This window comes from Reyranella sp. (genome assembly GCF_004296935.1).
Lineage (GTDB): Bacteria > Pseudomonadota > Alphaproteobacteria > Reyranellales > Reyranellaceae > Reyranella.
Genome location: NZ_SCVH01000083.1, coordinates 44,849 through 69,837 on the forward strand (window position 1 = coordinate 44,849; position 24,989 = coordinate 69,837).

At 66.1% G+C, this 24,989-nt stretch carries 27 protein-coding genes; 18 read left to right on the forward strand and 9 right to left on the reverse strand.

The genetic code is table 11. The annotated features are described in order from the left end of the window. A complete protein-coding gene (locus EPO55_RS11790; protein ID WP_296337002.1) occupies window positions 1–477 on the reverse strand; it encodes a MaoC family dehydratase in 477 nt (158 codons plus the stop codon). Window positions 478–630: 153 nt separating this feature from the next. Between EPO55_RS11790 and EPO55_RS11795 the strand changes: the two genes are divergently transcribed. Next, the gene (locus EPO55_RS11795; protein WP_296337003.1) at window positions 631–1,620 is read left to right on the forward strand and encodes a tripartite tricarboxylate transporter substrate binding protein; all 990 of its coding nucleotides are present in this window, start codon (window positions 631–633) and stop codon (window positions 1,618–1,620) included. 22 nt (window positions 1,621–1,642) lie between these two features. Here the strand turns inward: EPO55_RS11795 and EPO55_RS11800 are convergent, their stop codons facing one another. The 3 genes from EPO55_RS11800 to EPO55_RS11810 are packed head-to-tail and all read right to left on the reverse strand — an operon-like array spanning window position 1,643 to window position 3,726. Then, window positions 1,643–2,701, reverse strand: a complete 1,059-nt coding sequence (locus tag EPO55_RS11800) for a putative sulfate exporter family transporter (protein ID WP_296337004.1) — start codon at window positions 2,699–2,701, stop codon at window positions 1,643–1,645. Continuing rightward, window positions 2,694–2,915: a biotin/lipoyl-binding carrier protein gene (locus tag EPO55_RS11805; RefSeq protein ID WP_296337005.1), complete on the reverse strand. Its 222-nt coding sequence runs from the start codon at window positions 2,913–2,915 to the stop codon at window positions 2,694–2,696. The genes EPO55_RS11800 and EPO55_RS11805 overlap by 8 nt, the downstream gene beginning before the upstream one ends. A gap of 25 nt (window positions 2,916–2,940) precedes the next feature. Next, entirely contained in the window at window positions 2,941–3,726 is a 786-nt protein-coding gene (locus EPO55_RS11810; RefSeq protein ID WP_296337006.1) for a hypothetical protein, read from the reverse strand. A gap of 38 nt (window positions 3,727–3,764) precedes the next feature. Between EPO55_RS11810 and EPO55_RS11815 the strand changes: the two genes are divergently transcribed. Genes EPO55_RS11815 through EPO55_RS11840 form a run of 6 tightly spaced genes read left to right on the forward strand, consistent with a single transcriptional unit; the run spans window position 3,765 to window position 9,405 of the window. After that, complete coding sequence (locus EPO55_RS11815) at window positions 3,765–4,370, forward strand: tRNA-uridine aminocarboxypropyltransferase (RefSeq protein ID WP_296337008.1); 606 nt, start codon at window positions 3,765–3,767, stop codon at window positions 4,368–4,370. A gap of 16 nt (window positions 4,371–4,386) precedes the next feature. After that, the gene (locus EPO55_RS11820; RefSeq protein ID WP_296337009.1) at window positions 4,387–6,537 is read left to right on the forward strand and encodes an indolepyruvate ferredoxin oxidoreductase subunit alpha; all 2,151 of its coding nucleotides are present in this window, start codon (window positions 4,387–4,389) and stop codon (window positions 6,535–6,537) included. Then, window positions 6,530–7,072, forward strand: a complete 543-nt coding sequence (locus tag EPO55_RS11825; RefSeq protein WP_296337011.1) for a chlorite dismutase family protein — start codon at window positions 6,530–6,532, stop codon at window positions 7,070–7,072. The genes EPO55_RS11820 and EPO55_RS11825 overlap by 8 nt, the downstream gene beginning before the upstream one ends. Continuing rightward, on the forward strand, window positions 7,069–8,574 hold the full coding sequence (locus EPO55_RS11830) for an indolepyruvate oxidoreductase subunit beta family protein (protein WP_296337013.1): 1,506 nt from the start codon (window positions 7,069–7,071) through the stop codon (window positions 8,572–8,574). The genes EPO55_RS11825 and EPO55_RS11830 overlap by 4 nt, the downstream gene beginning before the upstream one ends. Next, window positions 8,571–8,978: a hotdog fold thioesterase gene (locus EPO55_RS11835; protein ID WP_296337014.1), complete on the forward strand. Its 408-nt coding sequence runs from the start codon at window positions 8,571–8,573 to the stop codon at window positions 8,976–8,978. Before EPO55_RS11830 ends, EPO55_RS11835 begins: the two co-directional genes overlap by 4 nt. A 4-nt stretch (window positions 8,979–8,982) precedes the next feature. Then, on the forward strand, window positions 8,983–9,405 hold the full coding sequence (locus EPO55_RS11840; protein ID WP_296337015.1) for an acyl-CoA thioesterase: 423 nt from the start codon (window positions 8,983–8,985) through the stop codon (window positions 9,403–9,405). A 7-nt stretch (window positions 9,406–9,412) separates the two neighbouring features. On the opposite strand, the gene EPO55_RS11845 is transcribed toward EPO55_RS11840, so the two are convergent. Next, window positions 9,413–11,008, reverse strand: a complete 1,596-nt coding sequence (locus EPO55_RS11845) for a GMC family oxidoreductase N-terminal domain-containing protein (RefSeq protein ID WP_296337017.1) — start codon at window positions 11,006–11,008, stop codon at window positions 9,413–9,415. Between the two features lie 126 nt (window positions 11,009–11,134). On the opposite strand from EPO55_RS11845, the gene EPO55_RS11850 reads away from it, so the two are divergent. After that, window positions 11,135–12,217 carry an AI-2E family transporter gene (locus EPO55_RS11850; protein ID WP_296337018.1) on the forward strand — a complete coding sequence of 361 codons (1,083 nt, stop codon included), beginning with the start codon at window positions 11,135–11,137 and terminating at the stop codon, window positions 12,215–12,217. Window positions 12,218–12,426: 209 nt separating this feature from the next. Here the strand turns inward: EPO55_RS11850 and EPO55_RS11855 are convergent, their stop codons facing one another. Both EPO55_RS11855 and EPO55_RS11860 read right to left on the reverse strand, forming a co-directional pair. Continuing rightward, the gene (locus EPO55_RS11855) at window positions 12,427–13,284 is read right to left on the reverse strand and encodes an SDR family oxidoreductase (protein ID WP_296337019.1); all 858 of its coding nucleotides are present in this window, start codon (window positions 13,282–13,284) and stop codon (window positions 12,427–12,429) included. Between the two features lie 10 nt (window positions 13,285–13,294). Continuing rightward, window positions 13,295–14,503: a CaiB/BaiF CoA-transferase family protein gene (locus EPO55_RS11860; RefSeq protein WP_296337020.1), complete on the reverse strand. Its 1,209-nt coding sequence runs from the start codon at window positions 14,501–14,503 to the stop codon at window positions 13,295–13,297. A gap of 74 nt (window positions 14,504–14,577) precedes the next feature. On the opposite strand from EPO55_RS11860, the gene EPO55_RS11865 reads away from it, so the two are divergent. From EPO55_RS11865 to EPO55_RS11910, 10 genes are all read left to right on the forward strand, one after another. Beyond that, the gene (locus EPO55_RS11865) at window positions 14,578–15,321 is read left to right on the forward strand and encodes a dienelactone hydrolase family protein (protein ID WP_296337021.1); all 744 of its coding nucleotides are present in this window, start codon (window positions 14,578–14,580) and stop codon (window positions 15,319–15,321) included. A 10-nt stretch (window positions 15,322–15,331) separates the two neighbouring features. Further along, window positions 15,332–16,507 carry an iron-containing alcohol dehydrogenase gene (locus tag EPO55_RS11870; protein ID WP_296337022.1) on the forward strand — a complete coding sequence of 392 codons (1,176 nt, stop codon included), beginning with the start codon at window positions 15,332–15,334 and terminating at the stop codon, window positions 16,505–16,507. Window positions 16,508–16,619: 112 nt separating this feature from the next. After that, complete coding sequence (locus EPO55_RS11875) at window positions 16,620–17,822, forward strand: amino acid ABC transporter substrate-binding protein (RefSeq protein WP_296337024.1); 1,203 nt, start codon at window positions 16,620–16,622, stop codon at window positions 17,820–17,822. 71 nt (window positions 17,823–17,893) lie between these two features. Continuing rightward, window positions 17,894–18,766: a branched-chain amino acid ABC transporter permease gene (locus EPO55_RS11880; RefSeq protein WP_296337025.1), complete on the forward strand. Its 873-nt coding sequence runs from the start codon at window positions 17,894–17,896 to the stop codon at window positions 18,764–18,766. Further along, window positions 18,763–19,680, forward strand: coding sequence for a branched-chain amino acid ABC transporter permease (locus EPO55_RS11885; protein ID WP_296337026.1), 918 nt, complete (start codon window positions 18,763–18,765; stop codon window positions 19,678–19,680). Before EPO55_RS11880 ends, EPO55_RS11885 begins: the two co-directional genes overlap by 4 nt. Next, a complete protein-coding gene (locus EPO55_RS11890; RefSeq protein ID WP_296337027.1) occupies window positions 19,677–20,405 on the forward strand; it encodes an ABC transporter ATP-binding protein in 729 nt (242 codons plus the stop codon). Before EPO55_RS11885 ends, EPO55_RS11890 begins: the two co-directional genes overlap by 4 nt. Beyond that, window positions 20,398–21,117 carry an ABC transporter ATP-binding protein gene (locus EPO55_RS11895; RefSeq protein ID WP_296337028.1) on the forward strand — a complete coding sequence of 240 codons (720 nt, stop codon included), beginning with the start codon at window positions 20,398–20,400 and terminating at the stop codon, window positions 21,115–21,117. Before EPO55_RS11890 ends, EPO55_RS11895 begins: the two co-directional genes overlap by 8 nt. Then, entirely contained in the window at window positions 21,114–21,875 is a 762-nt protein-coding gene (locus tag EPO55_RS11900; RefSeq protein WP_296337029.1) for an SDR family NAD(P)-dependent oxidoreductase, read from the forward strand. The genes EPO55_RS11895 and EPO55_RS11900 overlap by 4 nt, the downstream gene beginning before the upstream one ends. 18 nt (window positions 21,876–21,893) lie before the next feature. Next, complete coding sequence (locus tag EPO55_RS11905) at window positions 21,894–22,409, forward strand: 2,4'-dihydroxyacetophenone dioxygenase family protein (RefSeq protein ID WP_296337030.1); 516 nt, start codon at window positions 21,894–21,896, stop codon at window positions 22,407–22,409. Window positions 22,410–22,529: 120 nt separating this feature from the next. Next, on the forward strand, window positions 22,530–23,387 hold the full coding sequence (locus EPO55_RS11910) for a CmcJ/NvfI family oxidoreductase (protein WP_296337031.1): 858 nt from the start codon (window positions 22,530–22,532) through the stop codon (window positions 23,385–23,387). Window positions 23,388–23,390: 3 nt separating this feature from the next. Here the strand turns inward: EPO55_RS11910 and EPO55_RS11915 are convergent, their stop codons facing one another. Together EPO55_RS11915 and EPO55_RS11920 are read right to left on the reverse strand one after the other, a co-directional pair. Then, entirely contained in the window at window positions 23,391–24,110 is a 720-nt protein-coding gene (locus tag EPO55_RS11915) for an alpha/beta fold hydrolase (RefSeq protein WP_296337032.1), read from the reverse strand. 8 nt (window positions 24,111–24,118) lie between these two features. Next, window positions 24,119–24,973: an NAD(P)-dependent oxidoreductase gene (locus EPO55_RS11920; RefSeq protein ID WP_296337033.1), complete on the reverse strand. Its 855-nt coding sequence runs from the start codon at window positions 24,971–24,973 to the stop codon at window positions 24,119–24,121. Between the last annotated feature and the right edge of the window lie 16 nt (window positions 24,974–24,989).

Consider the following 24,989-nt stretch of genomic DNA (forward strand, 5'->3'; position numbering starts at 1 on the left):
CTAGGATCGCGCGCTGAGGGTGACCGCCGAGGCCGGCCGGCGCTTCAGGAAGACGGTGGTTTCCTGTTCCAGCACGGGTTCGTCGCGCTGGTTGATCGTCACCTGGCGGATGCGTGCGACACCCCGGTCGGGCTTGGACGACGACGGCCTCAGTTCGGTGATATCGGTAACCACCCGCAAGGTATCGCCTGGCCGAACCGGTCGTGGGAACTGGACCTCGCCGATGCCGGGCGACCCCAGGCTGCTGGCGCGGAAGATCCCAAGGTCGAGCCACAGTCGCAATGTTGCGGACATCGTGTGCAGGCCCGATGCGATCAGGCCGCCATACGTCCATTTCCTGGCGAACTCGGCGTCGATGTGAAAGGGCTGCGGGTCCCATTGCCGCGCGAATTCGATGATGCCCGCCTCGGTCATGGTCATGCCGCCGCTCGTAAACCGGTCGCCGATCTTGAAGTCCTCGTAGTAGCGATCAGTCACAGAACCAACTCCCGGCAGAGGCTCGCCGCGGCTCCCATTTTGCCTCCGATTGTGTCGAGTCTGAGACAGTCGTAGCCTACAGTTGCGATCGTCATGGGCGTTATTTTCCAGCGGCTGTGCTAGCTTGTCGCCCGAAAGTAACGGGAGGCAAGAATGCGTTCGAATCCGACACGCCGCCGTGCGCTGGCCGTGGCCGGTGCCGCTGGAGCACTGCTGGCAGCACCCGCCTTGGCGCAGGCGCCGTGGCCCAACAAGACGGTGCGTTTCGTCGTGCCATTTCCGCCAGGACAGGCAGCCGACATCTTCGCCCGCATGATGGCCGAGAAGCTGACCGATGTGTGGAAGCAGCAGGTGATCGTCGAGAACAAGGCCGGCGGCAGCGGCATTCCGGCGACAGAGTACGGCAAGGCAGCGGCGCCCGACGGCTACACGCTGATGGTGGTGTCGAGCGGCACGTTCGGCGTCAATCCCAGCCTGTTTCCCGACCTGCCTTACAAGCCGCTGGTCGACTTCCTGCCCATCTCCAACATTTTCCTGGTGCCCCTGGTCATCGTGGCCAACCCGCGCTTCCCCGCGAACACGCTGGGCGAGCTCATCGAGCTGGCCCGCAAGGAGCCCGGCAAGCTCTCCTATGCCTCGGCCGGGCCAGGCACGTCGCAGCATCTCAGCATGGAGCTGTTCAAGCTCCGGGCGAAGCTCGACATCGTGCATGTGCCCTACAAGGGCAGCGGACCCGCCATGGCCGATCTGCTGGGCGGTCACGTCATGCTGATGATGGACAGCACGGCCGCTGCGCTGAACCACATCAAGGAAGGGCGTATCAAAGCACTGGCCGTTACCACCGCGAAGCCCGCGCCGCCGCCGCTCGACAAGATTCCGACCATTGCCCAGACGTTGCCGGGTTTCGATGCCGCCGGCTGGTCCGGGCTTGCCGCGCCGGCGCGCACGCCACTCGAGATCGTGGCTAAGGTGAACAGGGACATGCAAACCCTGCTCAACGATCCGGCGGTGATCCGTCAGATCGAGCAGCGTGCCGCCGTCCCGGCGCCGGGTTCGCCGATCCAGTTCGCCGAATTCATCAAGAAGGAAATCGACACCTGGGGCGAGGTCGTGCGGGCGACGGGAACAAAACCCGGCACCTGAGCGATCGTCGATTCGAACGACTTTAGAGGCCCAGCGCGCGCAAGCCGTAGATCAGGCCGATCACCAGCAGGCCGATGAAGGCGGTCTCGGCGATCAGCAGCAGCACCGGGCCCATGCCGATCCGCGCCAGCGCCAGCAGCGATGTCTTCATGCCGAGCGCCGCGATGGCGGTGATGATCAGGAAGGACGAGACCTGCGTCACCGCCGCCTGGACGGCCGGCGGCACGACGCCCAGCGAATTGAGCGCGGCGAGCGCCAGGAAGCCGAACAGGAAGATAGGCGGCGCCGGACGCGCATCGCTCACCGGCCCGCCGCTCCTCGACACCCACCAGGCGATGCCGGCGATCGCCGGCAGCAGGAACGCCACGCGCAGGAGCTTGGTGATGATGGCATCGCTCAGCACCTTTTCGCCCATCGTCTGGCCGGCGCCGGCCACCTGCGCCACGTCGTGGATCGCGCCGCCCAGGAACACGCCCATCTCGAACAAGGAGTAGCCCAGCGCCTGCTGCAGTGGCGGATAGAGAACCATCACCACCGTGCTGAGGAAGTTGACGCCCATCACGGTGAAGGCGAGGTCGCGGTCGGAATTCTCGTGCTTGGGCAGGACGGCGGAAGCGGCCATCGCCGCCGCGGCGCCACACACGCCGGTGGCGCAGCCGGTCAGCAGGCCAAAATCGCGGCTGAGGCCGAAGAAGCGGGCCGCCCAGGCGCCGAAAGCGATCGTGCAGCCAACGGCTGCCAGGGCGATCAGGACCGGCATCGCGCCGTCGTCGATGAGCTGGCCGAACGTCAGCCGGGCACCGAACAGGGCGACGCCGACGCGCAGCAGCGTGCGGCCGGCGAATTCCAGGCCGGGCTTCAGGATCGGCCGTGCCGACAGCGGCTGCAGCGCCATGCCGATGACCAGGGTGAGGATGAGCGGCGGCACCCAGACCGCACCGAAGCGGAACAGGCTCCGCGTATCGGCGATGAAGGCCACCGCCGCAATGGCGGCGCACAGCGCGACGCCGGGGGCCGCCCGACGCAGATTGTCCGGCGCCCACAGGCGGGCGAGGTCGACGGCGACGGCGCTGCTACGCATCGAGAATGGCGACGAGCTGGCCTTCGCCGACCGCTTCACCTTCGCTGACCTTGATTTCCTTGATGGTTCCTGCCTTGGGGGAGAGCACCGGGATTTCCATCTTCATCGATTCGAGGATCATGATCTCGCCGTCGACCTCGATGCGGTCGCCGGGCTTGGTCTGGATCTTCCACACATTGCCCGCGATCTCGGATTTTACATTGACGACGGCCATGCCCCGGTCTTCTCCCCAATGACGCTCACCGAGCTTTTTCCGCCATGGAGAGCGCCAAGGCAAGCGCCGACATACCGACACGGGCGCCGAGCCGGTATGCGGCTTCGTTCACCTCGGAAAGCATCCCCTGCGTGAGGGTCGAGTGGCCGTCGCCGATACGGGCCGTCAATGCGCCCACGGTGGCGCCCGCGATGCCGCCCTTGTCGAGGATCGCGAGGCCAGCCACGCCCGCCTGTTCGAAGCCGAAGCCGGCATCGTTGAACAGCGCCAACGCCGGCCGGAATGCCGCCGCCGTTTCGCCCGCGGGCACGCCGCCATGGCTGCCGCTGGCCACCACCAGGCCACGGTCGCGGGCATCGGCAAGAGAGATGGAATCGACGCACATGATACGGTCCGATAGGGCGCGGCCCTCGGCCAGCGGCTCCGGCTTGCGGTGCGGCCACGGGGCCGCCTTCAGCCGTTCCACCGCTTCGGCGACACTCTGGCCGGCCTCGACGCCGCACGCTGCGGCCTGCTTGTTGGCGCGACTGATGACCCCACGACGCAACATGCTCTCGCCGTCGCCGATGCGAGCGCTCGAGGCGGCGACGGCGGCCATGGCCATGCCGTGCCGGTCGGCCCAGGCTAGCCCGCTCACGCCGGCCTCATCGAGGCCGATCCCGGCATCGTTGTGGATGGCGGCGCGGGCGCCGGCCTTGGCGGAAAGATAGGCGGCATAGACTGCGCCATGTGAGCCACCCACCAGGACGGCACCGTCCGTTTCAGGCGGGAGCTTGGTAACGCTGGGGACGACGACGAGGCCAATGCTCATGGCGACAGCTTATCGCCAAACGGTCTATATGTCCGGCCATGCTGGATGCTGTACCGACTGTCGAAAACAAGGTGAGGGTGCTGATCCTGCAGCACCCGCAGGAACAGGATCACGCGCTGGGCACGGCGGGCCTGCTCGCGGCGACGCTTGCCCATGCCCGGCTCGCTGTCGGCCTGTCGTGGCGCAACCTCGGTCATGCGCTGGGAGAGCCGGCGGAGGTGCGGGACTGGGGCGTGCTCTATCTCGGCTCCGCTCATGCCGCTGGGCAGAGGCCGCTCGTGGCGGTCGATCGCAAGGGCGAAATGCTGCCCGACCAGGACGCGGCGCTTGCAGGTCTGAAGGGCCTGGTCGTGCTCGATGGCAACTGGGCGCAGGCCAAGGCTCTGTGGTGGCGCAACGCCTGGCTGACCAAGCTCCGCCGCTTCGTGGTCGTGCCCGATGGGCCGTCGCTTTACGGCAATCTGCGCAAGGAGGCGCGGCCGGACGCCGTCTCGACGCTCGAGGCGGTGGCCCTCGCCTTGTCGGCGGTCGAGACGGACAAGACGATACGCGAACGTCTCCTGGCGCCGTTCCGTGAACTGATCACAAAGGCCCGCGCCGCCGGCATCCAGGGCGGCAAACGGGATCGTCGGCGGCGTCGTTAGCCCCTATAATCCCGGCATGTTGGATCAGCCGCAGCTTCCCGTCGCCCAACGCACCAACCCGGAACGCTCCTTCACCGAGGAGGTGCGGTCGCTACGGCTGGGACAGGGCGATATTTTCCGCGGCGAGGGGATCCTGGCCGTCACAAAGGCGATCCTGCAGGCGGGCGTTGCCTATGTCGGCGGCTACCAGGGGGCGCCGGTGTCGCATCTGGTCGACGTGCTGGTCGAATCGCAGGACCTGCTCGACGAGCTTGGTGTCCATCTGGAAACCTGCACCAACGAATCCTCGGCAGCGGCGCTCTTGGGCGCCTCGATCAACTACCCGATCCGCGGCTGCGTCACCTGGAAGTCGATCGTCGGCACCAACGTGGCCGCCGATGCGCTCTCCAATCTTGCCTCGCCCGGCGTGATCGGCGGTGCGTTGATCGTGGTCGGCGAGGACTATGGCGAGGGGGCGTCGGTCATCCAGGAACGCGCCCATGCCTACGCGCTGAAATCGTCGCTCTGGCTCATGGATCCCCGGCCGTCGCTGCCGACCATCGTGCGCTGCACGGAGATGGCGTTCGAATTGTCGGAAGCCACCAATACGCCGGTGATGATGGAGCTGCGTATCCGCGCCTGCCACGTCACGGGCGAGTTCGTGGCCAAGGACAACAAGCCGCCGGCCATCTCGCGCAACCATCGCCTCGCCGATCCGGCCGCACACAATTACGACCGCATTTCTCATCCGCCGTCGACCTATGCGCACGAGAAGATCAAGGTCGAGGTCCGCCAGCCCGCCGCCGAGCGCTTCATCGTCGAGCATGGGCTCAACGAATTCCTGCCCGGCGAGCGCTCCGATCTCGGAATCATCGTGCAGGGCGGTATCACCAACGTTCTGGTGCGCGGCCTCGACCGGCTGGAGCTCGAAAGCCGGGTACCGACCCTGGTGCTGAACGTCACCCATCCGCTGGTGCCCGACCAGATCGCCGATTTCTGCCGCGGTAAGCGGGCCGTGCTGATCGTCGAGGAGGGCGCGCCCGACTATATCGAGCAGGCGATACACGCCATCCTGCGCAAGCGCGACATCGACACCAAACTCTACGGCAAGGACGTACTGCCGATGGCCGGCGAGTATACCGCCGAGGTGGTAACGGAAGGCCTGCTGAAGTTCTTTGCCCTGTCGGCCAACGACATCGATCTCAGCAAACCGCGCGAGCGCTTCGAGGCGGCGCGGGCCGGGCGCGCCGAGGCCCAGCGCCTGCTGGGCGGGCCGCTGCCGCTCAGGCCGCCTGGCTTCTGCGTTGGCTGCCCGGAAAGGCCGGTATTCTCGGCGATCAAGCTGCTCGAGCGCGAAGTGGGCAAGGTCCACATGTCGAGCGACATCGGCTGCCACTCCTTCGCGACCCTGGCGCCGTTCAACCTCGGCAATTCCATCCTGGGATTCGGCATGTCGCTCGCTGCCGCCGGCGCGGTGGCGCCGATCATGGAACGTCGCACCATTTCGGTCATGGGTGATGGCGGGTTCTGGCACAACGGTCTCCTGAGCGGCGTCGCCTCGGCGATGTTCAACCGCGGCGATCGCGTCCTGGTCATCATGCAGAACGGCTACACCTCGGCCACCGGCGCGCAGTTCATTCCCAATACGGCGGGTAACCGCCGCGACGGCGAGACGACGTCTGATATCGCGGCCACACTCAAGGCCATGGGCGTAAAATGGCTACGCACCATCCGCACCTACAATGTCGCCACCATGCTCGGCACCCTGCGCGAGGCGATGAACACTAGCGACAAAGGCCTCAAGGTCATCGTCGCCGACGGCGAATGCCAGCTGGCGCGCCAGCGCCGCATCCGGCCTGAGATCGCGGCCCAGCTCAAGCGCGGCGAGCGGGTGGTGCGTACACGCTACGGCGTCGACGACGAGGTCTGTACCGGCGACCATTCCTGCATCCGTCTTTCCGGTTGTCCCTCGCTGGTGGTGAAGCCCAGTCCCGATCCGTTGCGCTCCGATCCGGTGGCGCACGTCAACAACGGCTGCGTCGGCTGCGGCCTCTGTGGCGAGGTTGCCGATGCCGCCGTGCTTTGTCCGTCCTTCTACAAGGCCGACATCGTGCAGAACGCGACCTGGTGGGACCGCCTGAAATGGCGCGTGCGCACGAGAGTCATCGGAGCGATGGCGGGTGCCTGATCCGATCGTCTTCTGTGGCGGTGTTGCGGGCGCTTGGAACGTCGTGCGGCAGACTGCCGAGCGCGGCGCACCGCTCGAGTCCGTTGCGCGGGTCGACAAGAGTACGCGACCGGCCGCCGACGCGGTGTGGGTGCTGGCGGGCGTGACAAGCAATCTTCGTTATACGCATTCGACCGAAAAGCGGGTGCTAGATGCCACGCCGTCGGTTCTCGGGCGTCCTTCGGCCAGGCGGGCGGCGCTGATTCCGATCACCAAGTCGGCGGCGTGGTGGGCGCTGGCGCAGGACGAGCGTCGCGCTGTTCTGGAGGAACAGTCCCGGCATATTGCGATCGGCAGCGAGTATCTCGCTGCCATCTCGCGTCAGCTCGTGCATTGTCGCGATCAGCCCGGCGCGATCTTCGATTTTCTCACTTGGTTCGAGTTCGCGGCAACAGACGAGGTGCTGTTCGACGAACTGCTGGCCAAGCTTCGTGCCTCCGCGGAATGGCGTTTCGTCGAGCGCGAGGTCGATATTCGACTGGAGAAAGCCGCATGAGCCGGCCCGTCACGATCCTCATCGGCGCACTGGGCGGCGATGGCGGCGGCGTGCTGTGCGACTGGATCGTGGCCGCGGCCCAGAGCCAGGGACTAGGCGTGCAGGCGACGCAGATCCCGGGTGTGGCGCAGCGTACCGGCGCCACGACCTATTATCTTGAAGTCATGCCTGCCCCGGGTCCGCAGGCCTCGGTGCTGGCGCTCAATCCGGCGATCGGCGAAGTCGATGTGGCGCTGGCCACCGAGTTGCTGGAAGCCGGCCGCATGATCTTCAACGGTTTCGTGACGCCTGAGCGCACGACCCTGATCGCCTCGACCCACCGCGTGCTGGCCATCGGTGAGCGCATGGCGATGGGCGACGGCAGCTTCGACGTCGGCCGCCTGCTGCGGGCGGTGAAGGAACGCAGCAAGGCGCAGATCCTGTTCGACATGGACCAGGCGGCCGAGGAATCCGGCGGCGTCATCAACGCCGTGCTGCTGGGCGCGCTGGCGGGTTCGGGCCGGCTGCCGATTCCCGACGCGGCCTTCGAGGCGGCGATCCGCCATGCCGGCAAGTCCGTCGATACCAATCTCGCCGCCTTCGCCTTCGGCCGCGGCCACGCACGCGGCGAATTGGAGCAGGCGGTGCGCGAGCATCGCAAGCGCCAGGCCGCGGGGCAGGGCGTCGAGGATCTGATCGAGCGGGCACGTCGGGCCTATCCGACCACCAGCCTCGACGCGGTGGAAGAGGGCATCCGGCGCCTCGCGGCCTATCAGGATCGGACTTACGCCGCGCTCTATCTCGATCGGCTCGATACCGTGCAGGCGCTGGGTTCGGCCGAACTGCTGCGCGAGACGGCGCGGCATCTCGCCGTCCGCATGTCGTTCGAGGATGTGATCCGCGTTGCCCAGGCCAAGACCTCGGCCGAGCGTATTGGGCGCGTGCGGAGCGAGGTTCGTGCGAAAGAGCATGAACCTTTGGAGATCACCGAGCATTTCAAGCCGGGGATCGAGGAGATCTGCGCCATGCTTCCGCCGTCGCTGGCACGGCGCATCCTCGCCTGGGCCGAGCGCACCGGTCGGCTGGGCAAGGTCTATCTCTCGATGCATGTGCGCACGACGACGATCTGGGGGTTCGCAAGGCTGCGATTCCTGGCGTCGCTACGCTGGTGGCGGCCGCGCAGCTTCCGCTTCGTCGAGGAACAGGCCGAGATCGAAAGCTGGCTCGCCTCGATCCGCGCGGCGGCGCCGCTCAGCATCGATCTGGCACGCGAGATCGCGGAGTCGGCACGTCTGATCAAGGGCTATGGCGACACCTATAAGCGCGGCCTGCAGAACTATCACCGGATCGCCAATGAGGTGATCGCGCCTGCGCTCGCCGGGCGCATGGCGCCGCGGGCCGCTGCCGATGCGGTGGCCAATGCGCGCGTGGCGGCCTTGGCCGATCCCGAGGGCGAGTCACTGTCGAGGACGCTGGCGGCCATCGCTTCGGTGTCTCTTCCGTTGCGGAACGCCGCGGAATGACCAAGTTCGACGCCCTTGCCCTCGCCGGACGGGACACCTTCACGCGCGACCTCGGCATCGAGGTGGTCGAAGTGGGGCAAGGCCGGGCCGTCACCCGGGTCCGCGTCGAGCAACGTCACGTCAACTTCAACGGCATCTGCCACGGCGGGCTCACTTTCACCCTGGCCGATGCCGCCTTTGGCTATGCCTGCAATTCGCATGGCATCAAGTCGGCCGGCGTCGATGTCCACATGATGTACAACACCGCGGCGCGGGTGGGCGACGTACTCACCGCCACCGCCGTCGAGATCGCGCGTTCGGCCAAACTCTCCAACTACCGCATCGATGTCGTCCGTGCCGACGGCACGCTGATCGCCGGCATGTCGGGCACGGCCTTCATCACCGGCAAGCCGGCAGCGGCCTAGGTGCATGACTCTCAAGAGCAGCCATACCGTCATCGTCGAGTGGGGCGACTGCGATCCCGCCGGCATCGTCTACTATCCCGCCTACTTCCGCTGGTTTGACCAGGCGACCTATCGCCTGTTCCTGGCCGCCGGCCTCAAGCGCGACGACATCACCAGCGGCCAGTGGAAAGAGGGCACGCCGCTGGTTCATGCCGAATGCTCCTTCAAGCGCGCCTCACAGACCGGCGAGACGCTCGTCGTCGAAAGCCACGTCGCGAAGTTCGGCCGCAGCTCTTTTACGATCAGCCACGTCTTCCGCGACGCCACCGGCGAGATCGCCGCCGAAGGCACGGAGACGCGCATCTGGGCGCGCAAGGACGGCGACGCCCGCTCGCTGAAGGCGATCGCCATCCCCGAGGATGTGAAGCAGCGGCTGGGCAGCCCCTAGCGACGAACTACGCCGCCGCCTTCAGGATATCCGCCATCTTCTCGCCCACCATGATCGAGGGCGCATTGGTGTTGCCCGAGGGCATGGTCGGGAAGATCGAGGCGTCAGCCACACGCAGGCCCTCGATACCGTGCACCTTGAGCTTGTCGTCGACCACGGTGTTCTGTCCCGCCGGCCCCATGCGGCAGGTGCCGATCGGGTGGTAGGCGGTCTGCGAGTTGTTGCGGATCCAGGTCAGGATCTCTTCGTCGCTCTTCACCGATGAACCAGGCGAAAATTCGGCGTCGCGATAGGCATCCATCGGCGCCGCGTCGACGATCTTCCGCATCATGCGGAAGCCGCCCACCATCGCATCCTGGTCGATCTTGTCGGCCAGGAAGTTGAAGCGGATGGCCGGCTGCGCCTTGGGGTCGGCCGAGCGGATGTGGATGGAGCCCAGGCTCTCGGGCCGGAGCTGGTAGCAGGCAATCGTCATCGACGGGAAGTCCTGCAGCTTGCGGGTCTTCGGATCCTTGATCGAGTAGGGCACGAGATGCATCTGCACGTCGGGCGTCGCCAGTTCCGGCCGCGTCTTGAGGAAGGCCAGCAGCGGTGCCGAGGGCAGGCTCATGAAGCCACCGCCGGTGGCGAGATACTTCATCATCTGGGTGACGGCGCCCAGGCCGCGCGCCATGTGGTTGTAGGAGACGTTGGCCACCTTCAGGCGCCAGATGATGCGGGCGTTGATGTGGTCGCGGAAATTCTCGCCCACCGCCTTCAGCTCGTGCTTCACCTCGATGCCGTGCTGCCGGAGCAGCTCCGGCTGGCCGATGCCCGAGAGTTCCAGGATCTGTGGCGAGGCGACGCCGCCGGCCGACAGGATGGTCTCGCGTCCCTTGGCTTGGACCACCTTGCCGTCCTTCTCGTACTCCACGCCCGTGCAGCGCTTGCCGTCCAGCAGCACGCGGAGCGTCATGGCGTTGGTGACGACATGCAGGTTCGGCCGCTTCATCGCCGGTTCGATGTAGCAATGGGCGACGCTCATGCGACGACCCTTGTAGATCGAGGTCTGCGTCTTCACGACGCCTTCCTGGTCCTCGCTGTTGTAGTCGGGATTGAGCTTGAATCCGGCTGCCTTCGAGGCTGCGAACAGCGCGTCGTAGAGCGGATTCTGATCGGGCACGGTCGAGACCTTCAGCGGTCCGCCGGTGCCGCGGCCGTTCGAGCCGTCGCCGTCGACGAAATTCTCGATACGGGTGAACAGCGGCGCCACTTCGCGCCAGCTCCAGCCGCGGTTGCCCATCTGCGCCCAGGTGTCGAAATCGAGCGGCTGGCCACGCACCCAGACCAGCCCGTTGATCGAGCTGGAGCCGCCCAAGAGCTTGCCACGCGGCACCGGAATGACGCGGTTGGCCGTGTTGGGTTCGGGCTCGGACTGGTAGAGCCAGTTGGCCGCCGGGTTGTCGATCAGCAGGCCGAAGGAGAGCGGCATGCGCGTATAGGGATGGCTGGCGGCACCGGCCTCCAGCAACAGGACCTTGGTCGCCGGATTTTCTGAGAGCCGTGCGGCCAGTGTGCCGCCCGCCGAGCCCGCGCCCACGATGATGTAGTCGTACTGGTCCATGCCTGATACCTCCCCCGGAGCGGCGAGTATCAGCGATCTGTCTGGGTCACGACAAGGGCTGGCCGTTGGACGTGGGCGGCAGCGCTCGGTAGGAACAGCGAAATATAGAAAACGACGGGGGCAGTGATGATCGATACCGAAAAAGGCAGGGCGGATGTGTCGCGGTTCGCGATCGATCTCGCTATTCGCATCGCACTGCTTGGCGGCGTGATCTACGGCAGCCTGCAGCTTCTTCGCCCGATTGCGCCCATGCTGCTGTGGGCGGTGATCCTGGCGGTGGCCGTCTATCCGCTTTTCGCGCTGTTGCGTCGGCGCCTCGGCTTGCGCGGTTGGATTGCGGCGAGCTTGTTGTCGACCTTGCTCCTGGTGCTGCTGGTAACCCCGGTGATCATGCTGGCGGGATCCGCCGTCGAGACGCTTGAAGGCTACGCGCGGGACCTGATGCGGGGCGACCATCTGCTGCCGCAGCCGCCCGATACGGTCCAGAGCTGGCCGATCATCGGCCAGCGCCTCCACGAACTCTGGCTCAATGCCGCGAACGACATGCGCGCCCTCCTGAAGACCCATGTCGGCCAGCTCGCCGCGGTGGGGCGCTGGGTTGGTGGCGTCGCGGCCGGCGTGGCGCTCGAGGTCCTGCAGTTTGCCACCGCCATCATCATCGCGGGCGTGGTGCTCGCCTATTCCGACACCCTGACCGCCACCGCCCGCGACCTGGCCGGCCGCGTCGCTGACGCAAAGGGAAGGCACTTTCTCGAAATCGCAGGCTCGACCATCCGCAACGTGTCGCAGGGCGTGATCGGCATCGCCGTTCTGCAATCTGCTTTGCTGGGCATCGGCATGCTGATCGCCGGCGTCCCCTTTGCCGGTGCCATCACTTTCGCCTGCCTGGTGCTGGCGATCGTCCAGGTTGGCCCCAACATCGTGATGATTCCGGTGATCATTTGGGCGTGGTTCGCCATGCCGGCCCTGAATGCCGGCATTTTCACCGTCTATTCTGCGCCGCTGTTGCTGGTCGACAACGTGCTGCGTCCAGTGGTGATGGCGCGTGGTCTGCAGACGCCGATGGTCGTCATCCTGGCCGGCGTGATTTGCGGCACGCTGGCCGGTGGCTTGATCGGACTGTTTGTCGGGCCGGTCGTGTTGGCGGTCTTCTACGACCTTGTGATCGCCTGGATCGTGGCGGGGCGGAGGGTCGACGGAAAGTCGTAGCCAACGAGAACCCCGCCCACTTGCGGCAGACGGGGTTCGCTCGGGACATGGTCCCCTCCCTGATTCAGAAGGTTGGGAACGATCCGGTCGCGGAATTTCGGTGCCGCGTCACCCGCTTCGATTCGGTGGAGTCATAGGCGCTACCTACCCTCCTGCTAGGAAAGAACGTAGGGGCGTCCGCGGTGGACAATCAAGACAGAGCCGCTGACCTACTTTTTCTTCTTCGGCCGGATGGCATCCCATTGCGCGTCGGTCCAATCGAGCATGGCCGAGGTGTTGGCACCGCCGCCACCGGACTGCAGCATCTTGCCGCCGTCGATCACGATGGCATCGCCGTTGATGTAGGCCGCCCCATCGCTCACTAGGAAGGCCGCAAGGTTGGCCAGTTCGATGTGCTCGCCGACCCGGCGCATCGGGATCGCCTTGATCATCTCCTCTTGGCCGCCACGCTCCTTGGGCATCAGCCGGCTCCACGCGCCTTCGGTCGGGAAAGGGCCGGGGACGATCGCACAGGTGCGGATGCCCTTGGGGCCCCATTCGACGGCGAGGCTCTTGGTCATGGCCAGCACGCCCGCCTTGGCCATCGCCGAAGGCACCGTGAAGGGCGCGCCGGTCAGCGACGAGACGGTGAGGATCGACATCACCACCTTGTTGCGCTCGCCGGCGTCGATCCAGCGCCGCCCCGCGGCCACGGTGCAATAGGCCGAGCCGTGCAGCACGATGCCGAGAACGGCGTCGATGGCGCGCGAGGACATCTTGTGGGTCTGTGCCAGGATCTGCCCGGCGGCGTTGTTGACCAGGATATCGAGGGGCCGCTTTTCCCAGATCTTGTCCATCATGGCTTCGACGGCATCGGCCACGCGCACGTCGCAGCCCACGGTCTCGATCTCGCCGCCGGTCTCCTTGGCCAATTCCTCGGCGGTCTGCTTCAGCACATCCTCGCGCCGGCCGCAGATCACCACGTTGGCGCCGAGCTCGAGATAGCGGTGGGCCATCGAGCGGCCGAGGCCGGTGCCACCGCCTGTCACCAGGATGCGTTTGCCCTTCAGGAGGTCGGGTTGAAACATCGCCGTCTCCTCAGGCCTTCTTGATCTCGGTGAGCGCGATGCCCGAGGTGACGAGCTTGTCGATCTCAGCCGCCGAATAACCCACCTCCGCCAGCACCGCCCTGGTGTCGGTGCCGAACTTCTTGGGCTTGCTGCGCACGCCGGCGGGTGTCCGCGACAGTTTCACGGGATTGCCGACGTTCCTATAACCGTCCTTCTCCCACACCATGCCGCGGTGCTTGGTGTGTGGATGCTCCATCACGTCGGGCACCTCCAGCACCGCGCCCGACGGCACGCCGCCCTTCATCAGCTCGATCGAGAAGCTGTCGGCGTCGCGGTCCTTTAGCAACTCACGCAACTCGGCCTCTAGCTCGAGGCGATGTGCCACCCGATCCTTGTTGGTCTTGAAGCGCGGATCCTGGGCCAGCTCGGGCTTGCCCAGCATCTGCGCAAGCTTGCGGAACTGGCCGTCGTTGCCGGCGGCGATTGCGATGTTGCGACCCTTGGTCGGGAAGTTCGAGTATGGCACCAGGCTGCCGTGGCTGTTGCCCACGAGCTTGGGCTTCTGCCCCGCGGTGAAGTAGTTCGGCGCATGCGGCTGGTGGAGCGCGATGGCGCTGTCATAGAGAGTGGCGTCGATGAATTGGCCCTTGCCGGAGCGGTTGCGCTCGTAGAGCGCCATCAGGATGCCGATGCAGGCATTCATGCCGGTCGAGAGATCGACCACCGGCACGCCGACTCGCACCGGGCCGCTCTCGGGTGAGCCATTCACCGAGACCAACCCGGCCGAAGCCTGCACCATGGCGTCGTAGCCTGGAAAGCCACCCAGCGGGCCGTCCTCGCCGAAGCCCGAGACGCGGGCGTGAACGAGGCGCGGGAACTTCTTCACCAGCGTGTCAGCATAGCCGATGCCCCATTTCTCCATGGTGCCAGTCTTGAAATTGTCGATCAGCACGTCGGCCTCGGCGAGCAGTTTTAGCAATACCTCGCGGCCCTCGGGCTTGGAGAGATCGAGCGCGATCGTGCGCTTGTTGCGGTTGATGCCGGCGAAGTAGGCCGAGATGCCTTCCTGGTCGAACGGAGGGCCCCAGAGCCGCGTCTCGTCGCCCTGCGGCGGCTCGATCTTGATCACTTCGGCGCCGTGGTCGGCCAGCATCTGCCCGCAATAGGGGCCGCCCAGCACGCGCGACAGGTCGATGACTTTCAGGCCGTCCAAAGCGCCTTTGCTGGCGTCGGGCATCTCATTCCACTCCTCGAATTCAATGAGAGGCGGCGGTTATAGACCATGGGGCACTGGCCCGGTACCGTCCGGCCATGATCGAACGTGACCTGGATATCGCCACGCAAGATGGCGCGATGAACACCTACACCGTGCGGCCTGACGATGGCGGGCCGCTGCCGGTCGTCCTGATGCTGATGGATGCACCCGGCGTGCGCGAGGGCCTGAAGGAGATCTGCCGCAGGATCGCGCAGTCCGGCTATTACGTGCTGCTGCCCAACCTCTACTACCGCACCATCCGCGACTTCGTGTGCGGGCCGACGCGGGATCATCCCGACGCGGAAGCGAACCGCACCAGGATGTTCGGGTTCCTGGAGTCGATCTCCAACGCCAAGGTCACGGCCGATACCGGCGTGATCCTCGACAGGCTGCCATCGATGCCTGACGCCAAGCCGGGCAAGATCGGCCTGGTCGGCTACTGCATGAGCGGCGCCTTCGTCACGGCGGCTGCGGCCATGCATCCCGACCGTATCGCCTGTTTCGCCTCCTACTACGGAACGCGACTGCTCACCGACAAGTCCGACTCGCCGCACCTGATGCTCTCGGACATCACGGCCGAGGGCTACTACTCGTTCGCCGAGCACGACGCCTACGTGCCGTTGTCCGGTGTCGCCAGGTTCGAGAAGCTGCTGGCCTCGGCGCCGTTTCCCTCGCGTGTCGAAACCGAGATGGGCACGCATCACGGTTACGCCTTCTCCGACCGCGGCAACCTGCACGAGGCCGCCCGCGAAAAGCACTATGAGCGCATGCTGGCGCTTTATCGCCGCCACATCGGTTGAGGAGTCTCCCATGTTGAGCGGCATCCACGGACACCAGGACATCGAACGCGTGGTCTACGGCAAGCCGGCGGGCGCGGCTCTTCGAGCCGAGGCCGAACGGCTGGGCGCCAAACGTGTTTTCATTACCACCACCAGGTCCGTGGCCCAAAGCGCCCTATTGGCCGACGTGATCCGCGACCTCGGCGACCGTTACGCAGGCGTCTATGCCGGCATCACCGCCCATTCGCCCCGGCCCTGCGTGATCGAGGGCGCGGCACTCGCGCGCGAGGCCAAGGCCGACCTGATCGTGGCGGTGGGCGGCGGCTCGGCAATCGACGCCACCAAGGTGATGCTGATCGCGCTGTGGCAGAACGCGACTAGGATCGAGGATCTCGATCTTTATCGCGCCGGCAAGCCGAAGGAGGGCGCCGCGCCGCCCGCCGAGGCGATCAAGCCACCGGCCGAGGCGATCCGCATGCTGGCTGTGCCGACCACGCTGTCGGCCGCCGAGTTCAACGCCTTCGCCGGCATCACCGATCCGCGCCATGGTATCAAGGAAAGCTTCGGCCATCGCCTGGTCGTGCCGCGCGTCATCGTTCTCGATCCCGGCGCGACGCTGGCCACGCCGATGGACCTCATGCTCTCGACCGGGCTCAAGGCGGTTGACCATGCCGTCGAGCGGCTATGCTCGCAGCAGGCCAATCCGTTTGCCATCGGTACCTCGACGGAGGCGTTGAGGCTCTTGTCGCGCGCACTGCCCGGGCACAAGGCGCGGCCGGAGGACATGGAAACGCGGCTCAACCTGCAGTTCGGCATGTGGCTGTCGATCGGCGCAGGCACCTCCGGCGTCGGCGTCGGCGCGAGCCACGGCATCGGCCACGTGCTGGGTGCCGCCTGCCATGTGCCGCACGGCCATACTTCGTGTGTGATGCTGCCTTCGGTGCTGCGCTGGAACCTGCCCGCCAATGCCGAGCGCCAGAAGCGGGTGAGCGAGGCTTTTGGCAAGCCGGAGAGTGCGGCGGCCGACCTGGTGGCTGGCCTGGTGAAGGCGCTCGGCCTGCCGGGCCGGCTTTCGGAAGTGGGTGTGGGCAAGGATCGCTTCCGCGAGATCGCCGAGAAGTCGATGCACGACCGGGCCGTGCTCAACAATCCTCGCCCGATCAAGGGGCCGGAGCAGGTGATGGAGATTCTCGAGCTCGCCGCCTAGTTGGCAATTGATTTGCCCTCCAAACGATATAGTCTAGAGTCAATCTAGAGTAGAGATTCGCTCGCAAAAGCAAAAAAGAATCAGGGAAACGCCAACCAAGAGGGGACACGCCATGATGCGACTGACTCTGTGCGCGCTTGCGGCCTTGGCCGCGACCGCGCTTGCCGCTGCGCCCACCGTGGCGCAGGACAAGGTCAAGATCGGCTATGCCATCTCCAAGACCGGTCCCAACGCCGGCGGCGCCACCATCACCCAGATCCCGAACTACGAGATGTGGGTCAAGGATGTGAACGCCAAGGGCGGCCTCATGATCGGCGGCAAGCGCGTCCCGATCGAGGTGATTGAATACGACGACCGTTCCAACTCCGAGGAGGCCGTGCGGGCCGTCGAGCGGTTGGTGACCCAGGACAAGGTCGACCTGCTGTTCCCGCCGTGGGGCACCGGTCTCAATCTTGCGGTGGGGCCGGTGTTCAACAAGTACGGCTATCCCCAGCTCGCCTTCAGCGCCGTCACGGATCGGGCGCCCGATCTGGTCAAGCGCTGGCCCAACAGCTTCTGGCTGCTCGGCACCAGCACGCAATATGTCGACTCGCTGGTCGGCCTCCTGAAGAAGCTGCGCGACGAAGGCAAGATCGGACCCAACATCGCCATGATCTCGATTGCTGATGGCTTCGGCATCGACCTCTCGCAGGCCGCCCGCAAGGGCTTCACCGCCGCGGGCTTCAAGCTCGCCTACGACAAGAGCTATCCCATCGGCACCCAGGACCTCTCGCCGCTGATCGGCGAGGCGTCGCGTTCCGGCGCCGACACGTTCGTGGCCTTCAGCTACCCGCCCGACACCATGGCGCTCACCGAGCAGTCCAAGGTGGCATCCTACGCGCCCAAGGTGATGTTCCTGGGTGTGGGCGTCGGCTTCCCGATGTATGCCCAGCGCTTCGGCGCTAATGTCGAGGGCATCATGTCGCTCGGCGGCTGGTCCAAGGACAATGCCTCGACCCTGGCCTACGCCAAGAAGCACGAGGAAATGTTCAAGCGCGGGCCCGATCGCTGGGGCAGCCAGATCGGCTACTCCTCGCTGCAGATGCTCGAGCAGGCGATCGAGAAGGTCGGCAAGATCGATCGTGCCGCCATCATCAAGGAGCTGCAGACCGGCACCTTCGACACCGTGCTCGGCAAGGTGAAGATGGTCGACAACATGATGAAGGACAACTTCTGGCTGATCGGCCAGTGGCAGGACGGCTTCTTCGTTGGCGTGGCACCTCAACGCGCCGGTGTCGGTTCCGTCGTGGTGCCGAAGCCGGCCTGGAAGCCTTAGTCGGTTCATTTGGGCGGGCGGATGCCGCCGGCATCCGCCCTATCCTTCGTCCTGCGTACGGGTGATCGGCGATGCTGCTCGAAGTGACGCTCTCCGGCGTGACGCTGGGCGGCATGTATGCGCTGGTCGCCATGGGGCTGACGCTGCAGTACGGCGTCGCCCGCATCATGAACCTCTCCTACGGCGAGCTGCTGATCGCCGCCGCCTTCGCCGCCTTCTGGTTCTATTCCGGCCTGGCGCTCAACCCGCTGCTCGGCCTGATCGTCGTGCCGCCGCTGGCCTTTGCCGCCAGCTACGCCATCTACCGCTACCTGCTGCAGCCGCTGGTGCGCCGCGCCAAGTCGCGCGACCAGCTCGAGGTCGACAGCATCCTCGCCACCTTCGGGCTGCTGTTCGTGATCCAGGGCGTCATGCTGGCGCTGTTCGGCGGCGCCTACTACAGCTACTCCTTCCTCTCCGTGCCGCTGCAGTTCGCCGGCGCCACCGTCGCCGCCAACCGCCTGCTGGCGCTGGTGCTGGCCGTCGTGATCGGGCTCGGCCTCTACCTCGGCCTTACCCGTACGCGGCTCGGCACCGCGGTCCGCGCCGTCGCGGTCGATCCGGTGGCGGCCCAACTCGTCGCCATCGACGTGCGCACCGCCTCGGCGCTGGCCTTCGCGCTGGGCGGTGCGCTGGTGGCGGCGGCCGGCGTGCTGGTCTCGATGTTCCTCACCTTCAATGCCAATCTGGGCGTCGTTTTCACCCTGAAGGCACTGATCGTCGTCATCATGGGTGGCGTCGGCAATCTTCTGGGCGCGCTGATCGCCGGGCTGATCCTGGGGCTCACCGAAAACTACGTCGCCACCTTCATCGATCCCGGCCTGACGCTCGCCGCCACTTACGCGATCTTCCTGCTCGTGCTCCTGGTGCGGCCACAGGGCCTGCTCGGCCGGGCCAATCGATGATGACGCAGGATGCACTCCGGGTTCTGGGCGTGGCGGCGGCCATCGCCGGCCTCGCGTGCGTGCCGTTCCTGCTGGGCGACTACGGGCTGTCGCTCGCCATCAACATCGTGAGCTACACCGTGCTGGCGACGGCCTGGAGCCTGTTTTCCGGCCCGACGCGCTACGTCTCGCTGGCCACCGTCGCCTTCTTCGGCATCGGCGCCTACACCACGGCCGTATTTGCCGAGACGCTCGCCTGGCCGCTGGTGCTGCTGATCGCGGCCGGTATCGGCATCCTGGTGGCGGGCATCGTCGGCCTCTCGACGCTCCGCCTCTCCGGCGTCTACTTCGTGATCTTCACCCTGGGCCTGGCCGAACTCGTCCGCCAACTCGTCACCTGGTACGAGGTCAACAAGACGCGCACTCTGGGCCGCTACGTCTTCACCGACATCACCGCCGCCCAGATCTACTGGCAACTGCTGATCCTTGCGGTGCTGGTGTTCGCCGCCGGATTCCTGATCGGCCGGTCCAGGCTCGGGCTGGCGCTGCGCGCCATCGGCGATGACGAGACCGTGGCCCGCCACTCGGGCATCGATGCAACCCAGGCCAAGGTCGCGCTGTTCGTGCTCAGTACCGTGTTTATGACGCTGACGGGCGCGATCATGGCGCCGCGCTGGACCTACATCGATCCCGCCATTGCCTTCAATCCGGTGATCTCCTTCACCGTCCTGATCATGGCCTTGCTGGGCGGCGTCCACCGGCTCTACGGGCCGGTGATGGGCGTGGTGCCGCTGGCGCTGCTGTTTGAGTTCCTGCTGGCGCGTTTCCCCAATCATTTCAGCATCATGGTTGGGCTTGTCTTCATCCTCATCGTCTACGCCATCCCGCGCGGCATCGTGGGGCTGGTGGAACAGACCGTGCGGCGGCCGGCATGAGCGGCCTGCTCGAGGTCGAGAGCCTGACGCGCCGCTTCGGCGGGCTTGTGGCCGTCGATGGATTGAGCTTCTCCGTCGGTGCGGGGGAGATCATGGGGCTGCTGGGCCCCAACGGCTCGGGCAAGACGACGGTGCTCAATCTGCTGTCGGGCGCGTTGCGTCCAGATCTCGGCAGCATCGCGCTGCGCGGTCAGGCCATCGCCGGCATGCCGGCGCACCGCATCGCCCGGCTTGGTGTGGCCCGCACCTTCCAGATCGTGCGACCACTGGCATCGTTTACCTGTCACGACAATGTCCTGACCGGCCTTGCGTTCGGCAAGCGCCGCGCCTGGGGCACCCAGGCCCGTGCCGATGCCGACACGCTGCTCGACCGTGTCGGGCTGGCACGCGCCCGCGACGCCCTGCCGGGAGCGCTCACCTACATCGACCAGAAGCGGCTGGAACTCGCCCGCGCGCTGGCGCTGCAGCCGGACCTGCTGCTGCTCGACGAATGGCTGGCCGGACTCAATCCGACGGAACTGGAGCAGGGCATCGCTCTCATCCAGTCACTGCGCGGCCAGGGCATCACCATTCTGCTGGTCGAGCACGTCATGGACGCCATCCGCTCGCTTTGCGACCGCTGCCTGGTCATGAACACCGGCCGGTTGATCGCCTCCGGCCTGCCGGGCGAAGTCCTGGCCCATCCGGAAGTGGTCCGCGCCTACCTTGGAGACGATGATGCTTGAGGTGGCGGGCCTCTCCGTTCAGTACGGGCAGCATCGCGCCGTCGACGGCGTGGCGCTCACCGTGGCCGTGGGCGAGATCGTGGTCATCCTGGGCGCCAACGGGAGCGGAAAATCATCGCTCCTGAAGGCTGTGGCGGGTCTGCAGCCGCCGGGCGTGCAGGCGCGGGTGACGTTGGCGGGGCGCCAGCTCGCCGGCCTGCCGGCCCATGCCATCGTCGAGGCAGGGCTGGCGCTGGTCCCGGAGGGTCGCGGAATCTTCGGCGAGCTGACGGTACGCGAAAACCTGCTGCTCGGTGCCTTCGCGCGCCGCGCCCGGGCGGACGAGGCGCGCAACCGTGAGCGCGTGCTCGCGCTTTTTCCGCGACTGGCCGAACGTTTGGAGCAGACGGCCCGCACCATGAGCGGCGGTGAGCAGCAGATGGTGGCCATCGGCCGGGCCCTGATGTCGGCGCCCGAAGTGCTGCTGCTCGACGAACCCTCGCTCGGCCTGTCGCCGCTGCTCTGCGGCGAGCTGTTCCGCGCGCTGGGACAAATCCGCGGCGACGGCATTTCCGTGCTGCTGGTCGAGCAGAACGCAAGACGCAGCCTCGCCGTCGCCGATCGCGGCTACCTGATCGAGAATGGCCATATCGTCGGCACAGGCCGTGCGCAGGATCTGGCCAGTGATCCGGCGGTGCAACGCGCCTATCTCGGCGGCGCAAGGCGGGCATGATGGGTATCCTCGACGGCAAGACCTGCATCGTGACCGGCGCGGCCGGCAGCCTGGGCCTCGCAAGCGCCTGCCGCTTCGCCGACGAGGGCGCCCGGGTCATGCTGGTCGATCTCGACCGCGCCGGGCTCGACGCCGCCCTGAAGACGCTGCCCGAAGGACGCGCCACCGCCATGCTGGCTGACGTTTCCGATGCCAGGGAGACGGCGGCCTACGTGAGCGCCACGGTCGCGCGCTGGGGTCCGATCGACGTGCTGTTCAGCAATGCCGGCGTCAGCGGCGTCATCCGGCCGGTGACGGACTATCCCGAGGACGTGTTCGACGCGGTGATGGCAGTGAACCTCAAGGGCTCGTTCCTCGCCTGCAAGTACGGCCTGCCGGGGATGCGCGATGGCGGCAGCATCATCATGACCTCCAGCGTCGTGGGTGTGACCAGCGATCCCGGCATCGTGGCATATGCCGCTTCCAAGCACGGCTTGATCGGCCTGATGCGCACGGTGGCCAAGGAGGCCGCACCCCGGCGCATCCGCGTCAACGTCGTGGCGCCGGGGCCGATCGACAACGAATTCCAGCACAACGTCGAGAGCGGCCTCACCCTGGCGCTCGGCACCGATGCGGGAAAATTCCTCGATTCCGTCATTCCACTCGGCCGTCACGCCAGGGCGGAGGAGGTGGCCGAGTCGGTTCTGTTCCTCGCCTCGGACCGCAGCGCCTTCACCACGGGGAGCGTGCTGATGGCTGACGGCGGCATGCACGTCTGACAAAAACAGGAGGATGGGATGGAATTCTGGCGCGATCTCAAGCCGATCGAGAAGGTCTTCCAGGCCGATGCCCTGCCCGAGGTCTATACCGCGAATGCCGCGACTGACGACGAGCGCTACTACGTGCCCTTCACCGAGACCGTGTCGTCGCGGCCGCTCTGGATTTCGCCCAGCCAGAACAAGTGGTGCGACATCCTGATGGCCAAGAGCGCCGGCCTGGTAAACCGGCACTATCATCCGCACGAGGTCTTCGCCTACACGATCTCGGGCAAGTGGGGCTATCTCGAGCACGACTGGACGGCGACAGCCGGCGACTTCATCTACGAAACGCCGGGCGAGGCCCATACGCTGGTGGCCTACGACCATCCCGATCCCATGAAGGTCTTCTTCATCGTGACCGGGCCCTTGGTCTGGTTGGACGAGAAGGGCGAGCCGGAGGGCTATTTCGACGTCCACCAGTACATCGCGCTCTGCAAGGCGCATTATGACAAGGTCGGGCTGGGTGCCGCCGCCATCGACAAGCTCTACCGCTGAGGCCGCCGCACAGGGCTGGTTTCGTCTTGCGCTCATGAAGTCTTCTCATGAGCCATTGCCGCTTGAACCCGGTATCTGACTGCTCATGTAATTGGGGCAACGCCAGTTGTGGGTGCGACCATGCCGAACATCCGACCTCTCGAACCGACCATCGTGAACCGCCCGCCGACGGCCCCTTGGGTCGAGGCACCGGTCCAGTATCTCGCCGACCTCAGCATCAAGCCGGTGACCTACAATCCCCCGAACGGCACCGGCGTGCCGCGCCGGATCGGCAACTACCGCGACTTTCCCGTCCGTATTCACGATGCGCGGCCGATCGTCCGTGACCTGTCGCTCGACCGCCAGGCCTTCGTCCTGACGCACCACGACACCGTCGTGCGCGATTTCTACGACAAGGAAGAGGTGCGAACCGTCTACGAGCCCGAGGTCGAGGCGCTGATCAAGCGCGAGACCGGCGCTTCCAAAGTCGTGGTATTCGACCACACCGTGCGCACTGCCGACCGCGCCGTCGAGCGCGGGCTGCGCGCCCCGGTGCGCAGCGTGCACAACGACTACACGGAGAAATCAGGCCCGCAGCGCGTGCGCGACCTGCTCTCGCCCGAGGAAGCCGAGATGCGCCTCAAAAAGCGCTTCGCCGAATACAACGTCTGGCGCAACATCGTCCATGAGCCGATCGAGATGGCGCCGCTGGGCTTCGTCGACGCCGAAAGCATCGCGCCGCGCGACCTCGCCGTCTGCGATCTCATCTATGCCGACCGCACAGGCGAGATCTACATCGGCGTCCGGAACACCGACCACCGCTGGTACTACTTTCCCAAGATGACCCGGGACGAAGCGATCCTGATCAAGTGCTACGATTCGATGAAGGATGGCCGGGCCCGCTTCTCGCTGCACTCGGCCTTCGACGATCCGACGTCGCCCGCCAATCCCAAGCCGCGCCAGAGCATCGAGAGCCGCGCCTTCGCGTTTTTTGACTGAATACTAGGCCCGCGCGATCGCCTCGAGGTGTTCGACCAGTTCCTCGGGATTGCTGAAGAAGGGCGAGTGGCCGCACTCCATGGTGATGACCTTGCAGGGGGTCGACTTCACCATCAGCCGTTGGAGGTTGATTCGGATGGCGTGATCGTGCGTGCATTCGATGTACCAGCGCGGCACCGAACCGAAGCGTTCCTCGGTGAGCGTCACCGGCGTCGTCGAGATGGCGAGCGGCTGCGGGCGCAGGCGCTCCATGGCACGGTAGCGATCCTCCGGCGAAACGTCGGCGTAGAAAAGGCTCGGCAACTTGTCGCGGGCGAAGGTGTAGGTCGCGCCGTCTGGGCTGACCTGCCGCGCCAGCCGGAACATCGTATCCGGTTCCATCGACGTCATGTCCCGGCCGCAGCTGCCGGATGGCGGCAGGAGAGCGCAAATATAGACCAGCGCCTTGAGCTTGCGCCGGCGAGCCTCGGCCACCTGGCTGATGGTGACGCCGCCCAGCGAATGGCCGACCAGGACGACCGGCTCGTCCATCTTGTCGAGCAGCCGCGACAGCTTCTCGACGTTGTCGGCGAGGGTGACGTTGGCGGGCGGCGTCGGATCCTTGCCGAGGCCCGGCAGATCGGGAGCGCAAACCTTGTGGCCGTTCGCCTCCAGCAGCGGCACGACCTTTTCCCAGCACCAGCCGCCCGTGCACGCACCATGGACCAGCATGAACGTCGCCATGGCCGCGACTAGCCTCGGCCGACGACGGTGCGGGCGCCCGGGGCGGGCACGAAAAAGTCCGGGATCAACGGCGTGCCGGGCGAGACGGCATAGGGGTCGAAGTTCGTCACCCCCTCGGCCGCCAGCACCTCGTCGTCGATGAAGAAGTTGCCGCTGCAGTCCTTGGCCGGGCGATTGAGAATGGCGTGGGCTGCGTCGGCCATGATCTCTGGCTTGCGGCAGCGCTTCATCGCCTCGTCGCCGCCCAGCACGTTCTGGATGGCGGCCGTGGCGATGGCGGTGCGGGGCCACAGGCAGTTGAAGGCGATCCCCTTGTCCTTGAATTCCGCTGCCATCGCCCAAGCGTAGACCGACATCGAATATTTCGCGAGCGTGTAGGGCGGATGGTTGGCGAACCATTTGACGTCGAAATCGAGCGGCGGCGACAGGTTCAGAACGTGCGGGTTTGCCGCCTTCATCAGATGGGGGATGCACTTCTGCGACACCATGAATGTGCCGCGGCCGTTGATCTGATGCATCAGATCGTAGCGTTTCATCTGTGTGGCGAGCGTGCCGGTGAGGCTGATGGCGCTGGCGTTGTTCACCAGGATATCGATGCCGCCGAACTTCGCCACGGTGTCGGCCACCGCCTTGTCGACGCTCTGCTCGTCACGGATGTCACACGCGATCGGCAGCGCCTTGCCGCCGGCCTTCTCGATCTCCTCGGCGGCGGTGAAGATCGTGCCGGCGAGCCTCGGGTCGGGCTTCACTGTCTTGGCGGCGATGGTGACATTGGCGCCGTCGCGCGCCGCGCGCAGTGCAATGGCAAGGCCGATGCCGCGGCTGGCGCCGGTGATGAACAGTGTCTTGTTACCCAGGCTCATGGCGTCCCCAAGAATT

What these genes read in the sequence shown, in the direction of transcription:
- EPO55_RS11885 (WP_296337026.1), top strand. Translation starts at nt 18,763, where the DNA reads ATGATGACGCAGGATGCACTCCGGGTTCTGGGCGTGGCGGCGGCCATC.
- EPO55_RS11920 (WP_296337033.1), bottom strand. Translation starts at nt 24,973, where the DNA reads ATGAGCCTGGGTAACAAGACACTGTTCATCACCGGCGCCAGCCGCGGC.
- EPO55_RS11805 (WP_296337005.1), bottom strand. Translation starts at nt 2,915, where the DNA reads ATGGCCGTCGTCAATGTAAAATCCGAGATCGCGGGCAATGTGTGGAAG.
- EPO55_RS11815 (WP_296337008.1), top strand. Translation starts at nt 3,765, where the DNA reads ATGCTGGATGCTGTACCGACTGTCGAAAACAAGGTGAGGGTGCTGATC.
- EPO55_RS11830 (WP_296337013.1), top strand. Translation starts at nt 7,069, where the DNA reads ATGAGCCGGCCCGTCACGATCCTCATCGGCGCACTGGGCGGCGATGGC.
- EPO55_RS11835 (WP_296337014.1), top strand. Translation starts at nt 8,571, where the DNA reads ATGACCAAGTTCGACGCCCTTGCCCTCGCCGGACGGGACACCTTCACG.
- EPO55_RS11820 (WP_296337009.1), top strand. Translation starts at nt 4,387, where the DNA reads ATGTTGGATCAGCCGCAGCTTCCCGTCGCCCAACGCACCAACCCGGAA.
- EPO55_RS11860 (WP_296337020.1), bottom strand. Translation starts at nt 14,503, where the DNA reads ATGCCCGACGCCAGCAAAGGCGCTTTGGACGGCCTGAAAGTCATCGAC.
- EPO55_RS11795 (WP_296337003.1), top strand. Translation starts at nt 631, where the DNA reads ATGCGTTCGAATCCGACACGCCGCCGTGCGCTGGCCGTGGCCGGTGCC.
- EPO55_RS11865 (WP_296337021.1), top strand. Translation starts at nt 14,578, where the DNA reads ATGATCGAACGTGACCTGGATATCGCCACGCAAGATGGCGCGATGAAC.
- EPO55_RS11915 (WP_296337032.1), bottom strand. Translation starts at nt 24,110, where the DNA reads ATGGCGACGTTCATGCTGGTCCATGGTGCGTGCACGGGCGGCTGGTGC.
- EPO55_RS11840 (WP_296337015.1), top strand. Translation starts at nt 8,983, where the DNA reads ATGACTCTCAAGAGCAGCCATACCGTCATCGTCGAGTGGGGCGACTGC.
- EPO55_RS11875 (WP_296337024.1), top strand. Translation starts at nt 16,620, where the DNA reads ATGATGCGACTGACTCTGTGCGCGCTTGCGGCCTTGGCCGCGACCGCG.
- EPO55_RS11900 (WP_296337029.1), top strand. Translation starts at nt 21,114, where the DNA reads ATGATGGGTATCCTCGACGGCAAGACCTGCATCGTGACCGGCGCGGCC.
- EPO55_RS11800 (WP_296337004.1), bottom strand. Translation starts at nt 2,701, where the DNA reads ATGCGTAGCAGCGCCGTCGCCGTCGACCTCGCCCGCCTGTGGGCGCCG.
- EPO55_RS11905 (WP_296337030.1), top strand. Translation starts at nt 21,894, where the DNA reads ATGGAATTCTGGCGCGATCTCAAGCCGATCGAGAAGGTCTTCCAGGCC.
- EPO55_RS11850 (WP_296337018.1), top strand. Translation starts at nt 11,135, where the DNA reads ATGATCGATACCGAAAAAGGCAGGGCGGATGTGTCGCGGTTCGCGATC.
- EPO55_RS11845 (WP_296337017.1), bottom strand. Translation starts at nt 11,008, where the DNA reads ATGGACCAGTACGACTACATCATCGTGGGCGCGGGCTCGGCGGGCGGC.
- EPO55_RS11810 (WP_296337006.1), bottom strand. Translation starts at nt 3,726, where the DNA reads ATGAGCATTGGCCTCGTCGTCGTCCCCAGCGTTACCAAGCTCCCGCCT.
- EPO55_RS11855 (WP_296337019.1), bottom strand. Translation starts at nt 13,284, where the DNA reads ATGTTTCAACCCGACCTCCTGAAGGGCAAACGCATCCTGGTGACAGGC.
- EPO55_RS11895 (WP_296337028.1), top strand. Translation starts at nt 20,398, where the DNA reads ATGCTTGAGGTGGCGGGCCTCTCCGTTCAGTACGGGCAGCATCGCGCC.
- EPO55_RS11910 (WP_296337031.1), top strand. Translation starts at nt 22,530, where the DNA reads ATGCCGAACATCCGACCTCTCGAACCGACCATCGTGAACCGCCCGCCG.
- EPO55_RS11880 (WP_296337025.1), top strand. Translation starts at nt 17,894, where the DNA reads ATGCTGCTCGAAGTGACGCTCTCCGGCGTGACGCTGGGCGGCATGTAT.
- EPO55_RS11890 (WP_296337027.1), top strand. Translation starts at nt 19,677, where the DNA reads ATGAGCGGCCTGCTCGAGGTCGAGAGCCTGACGCGCCGCTTCGGCGGG.
- EPO55_RS11870 (WP_296337022.1), top strand. Translation starts at nt 15,332, where the DNA reads ATGTTGAGCGGCATCCACGGACACCAGGACATCGAACGCGTGGTCTAC.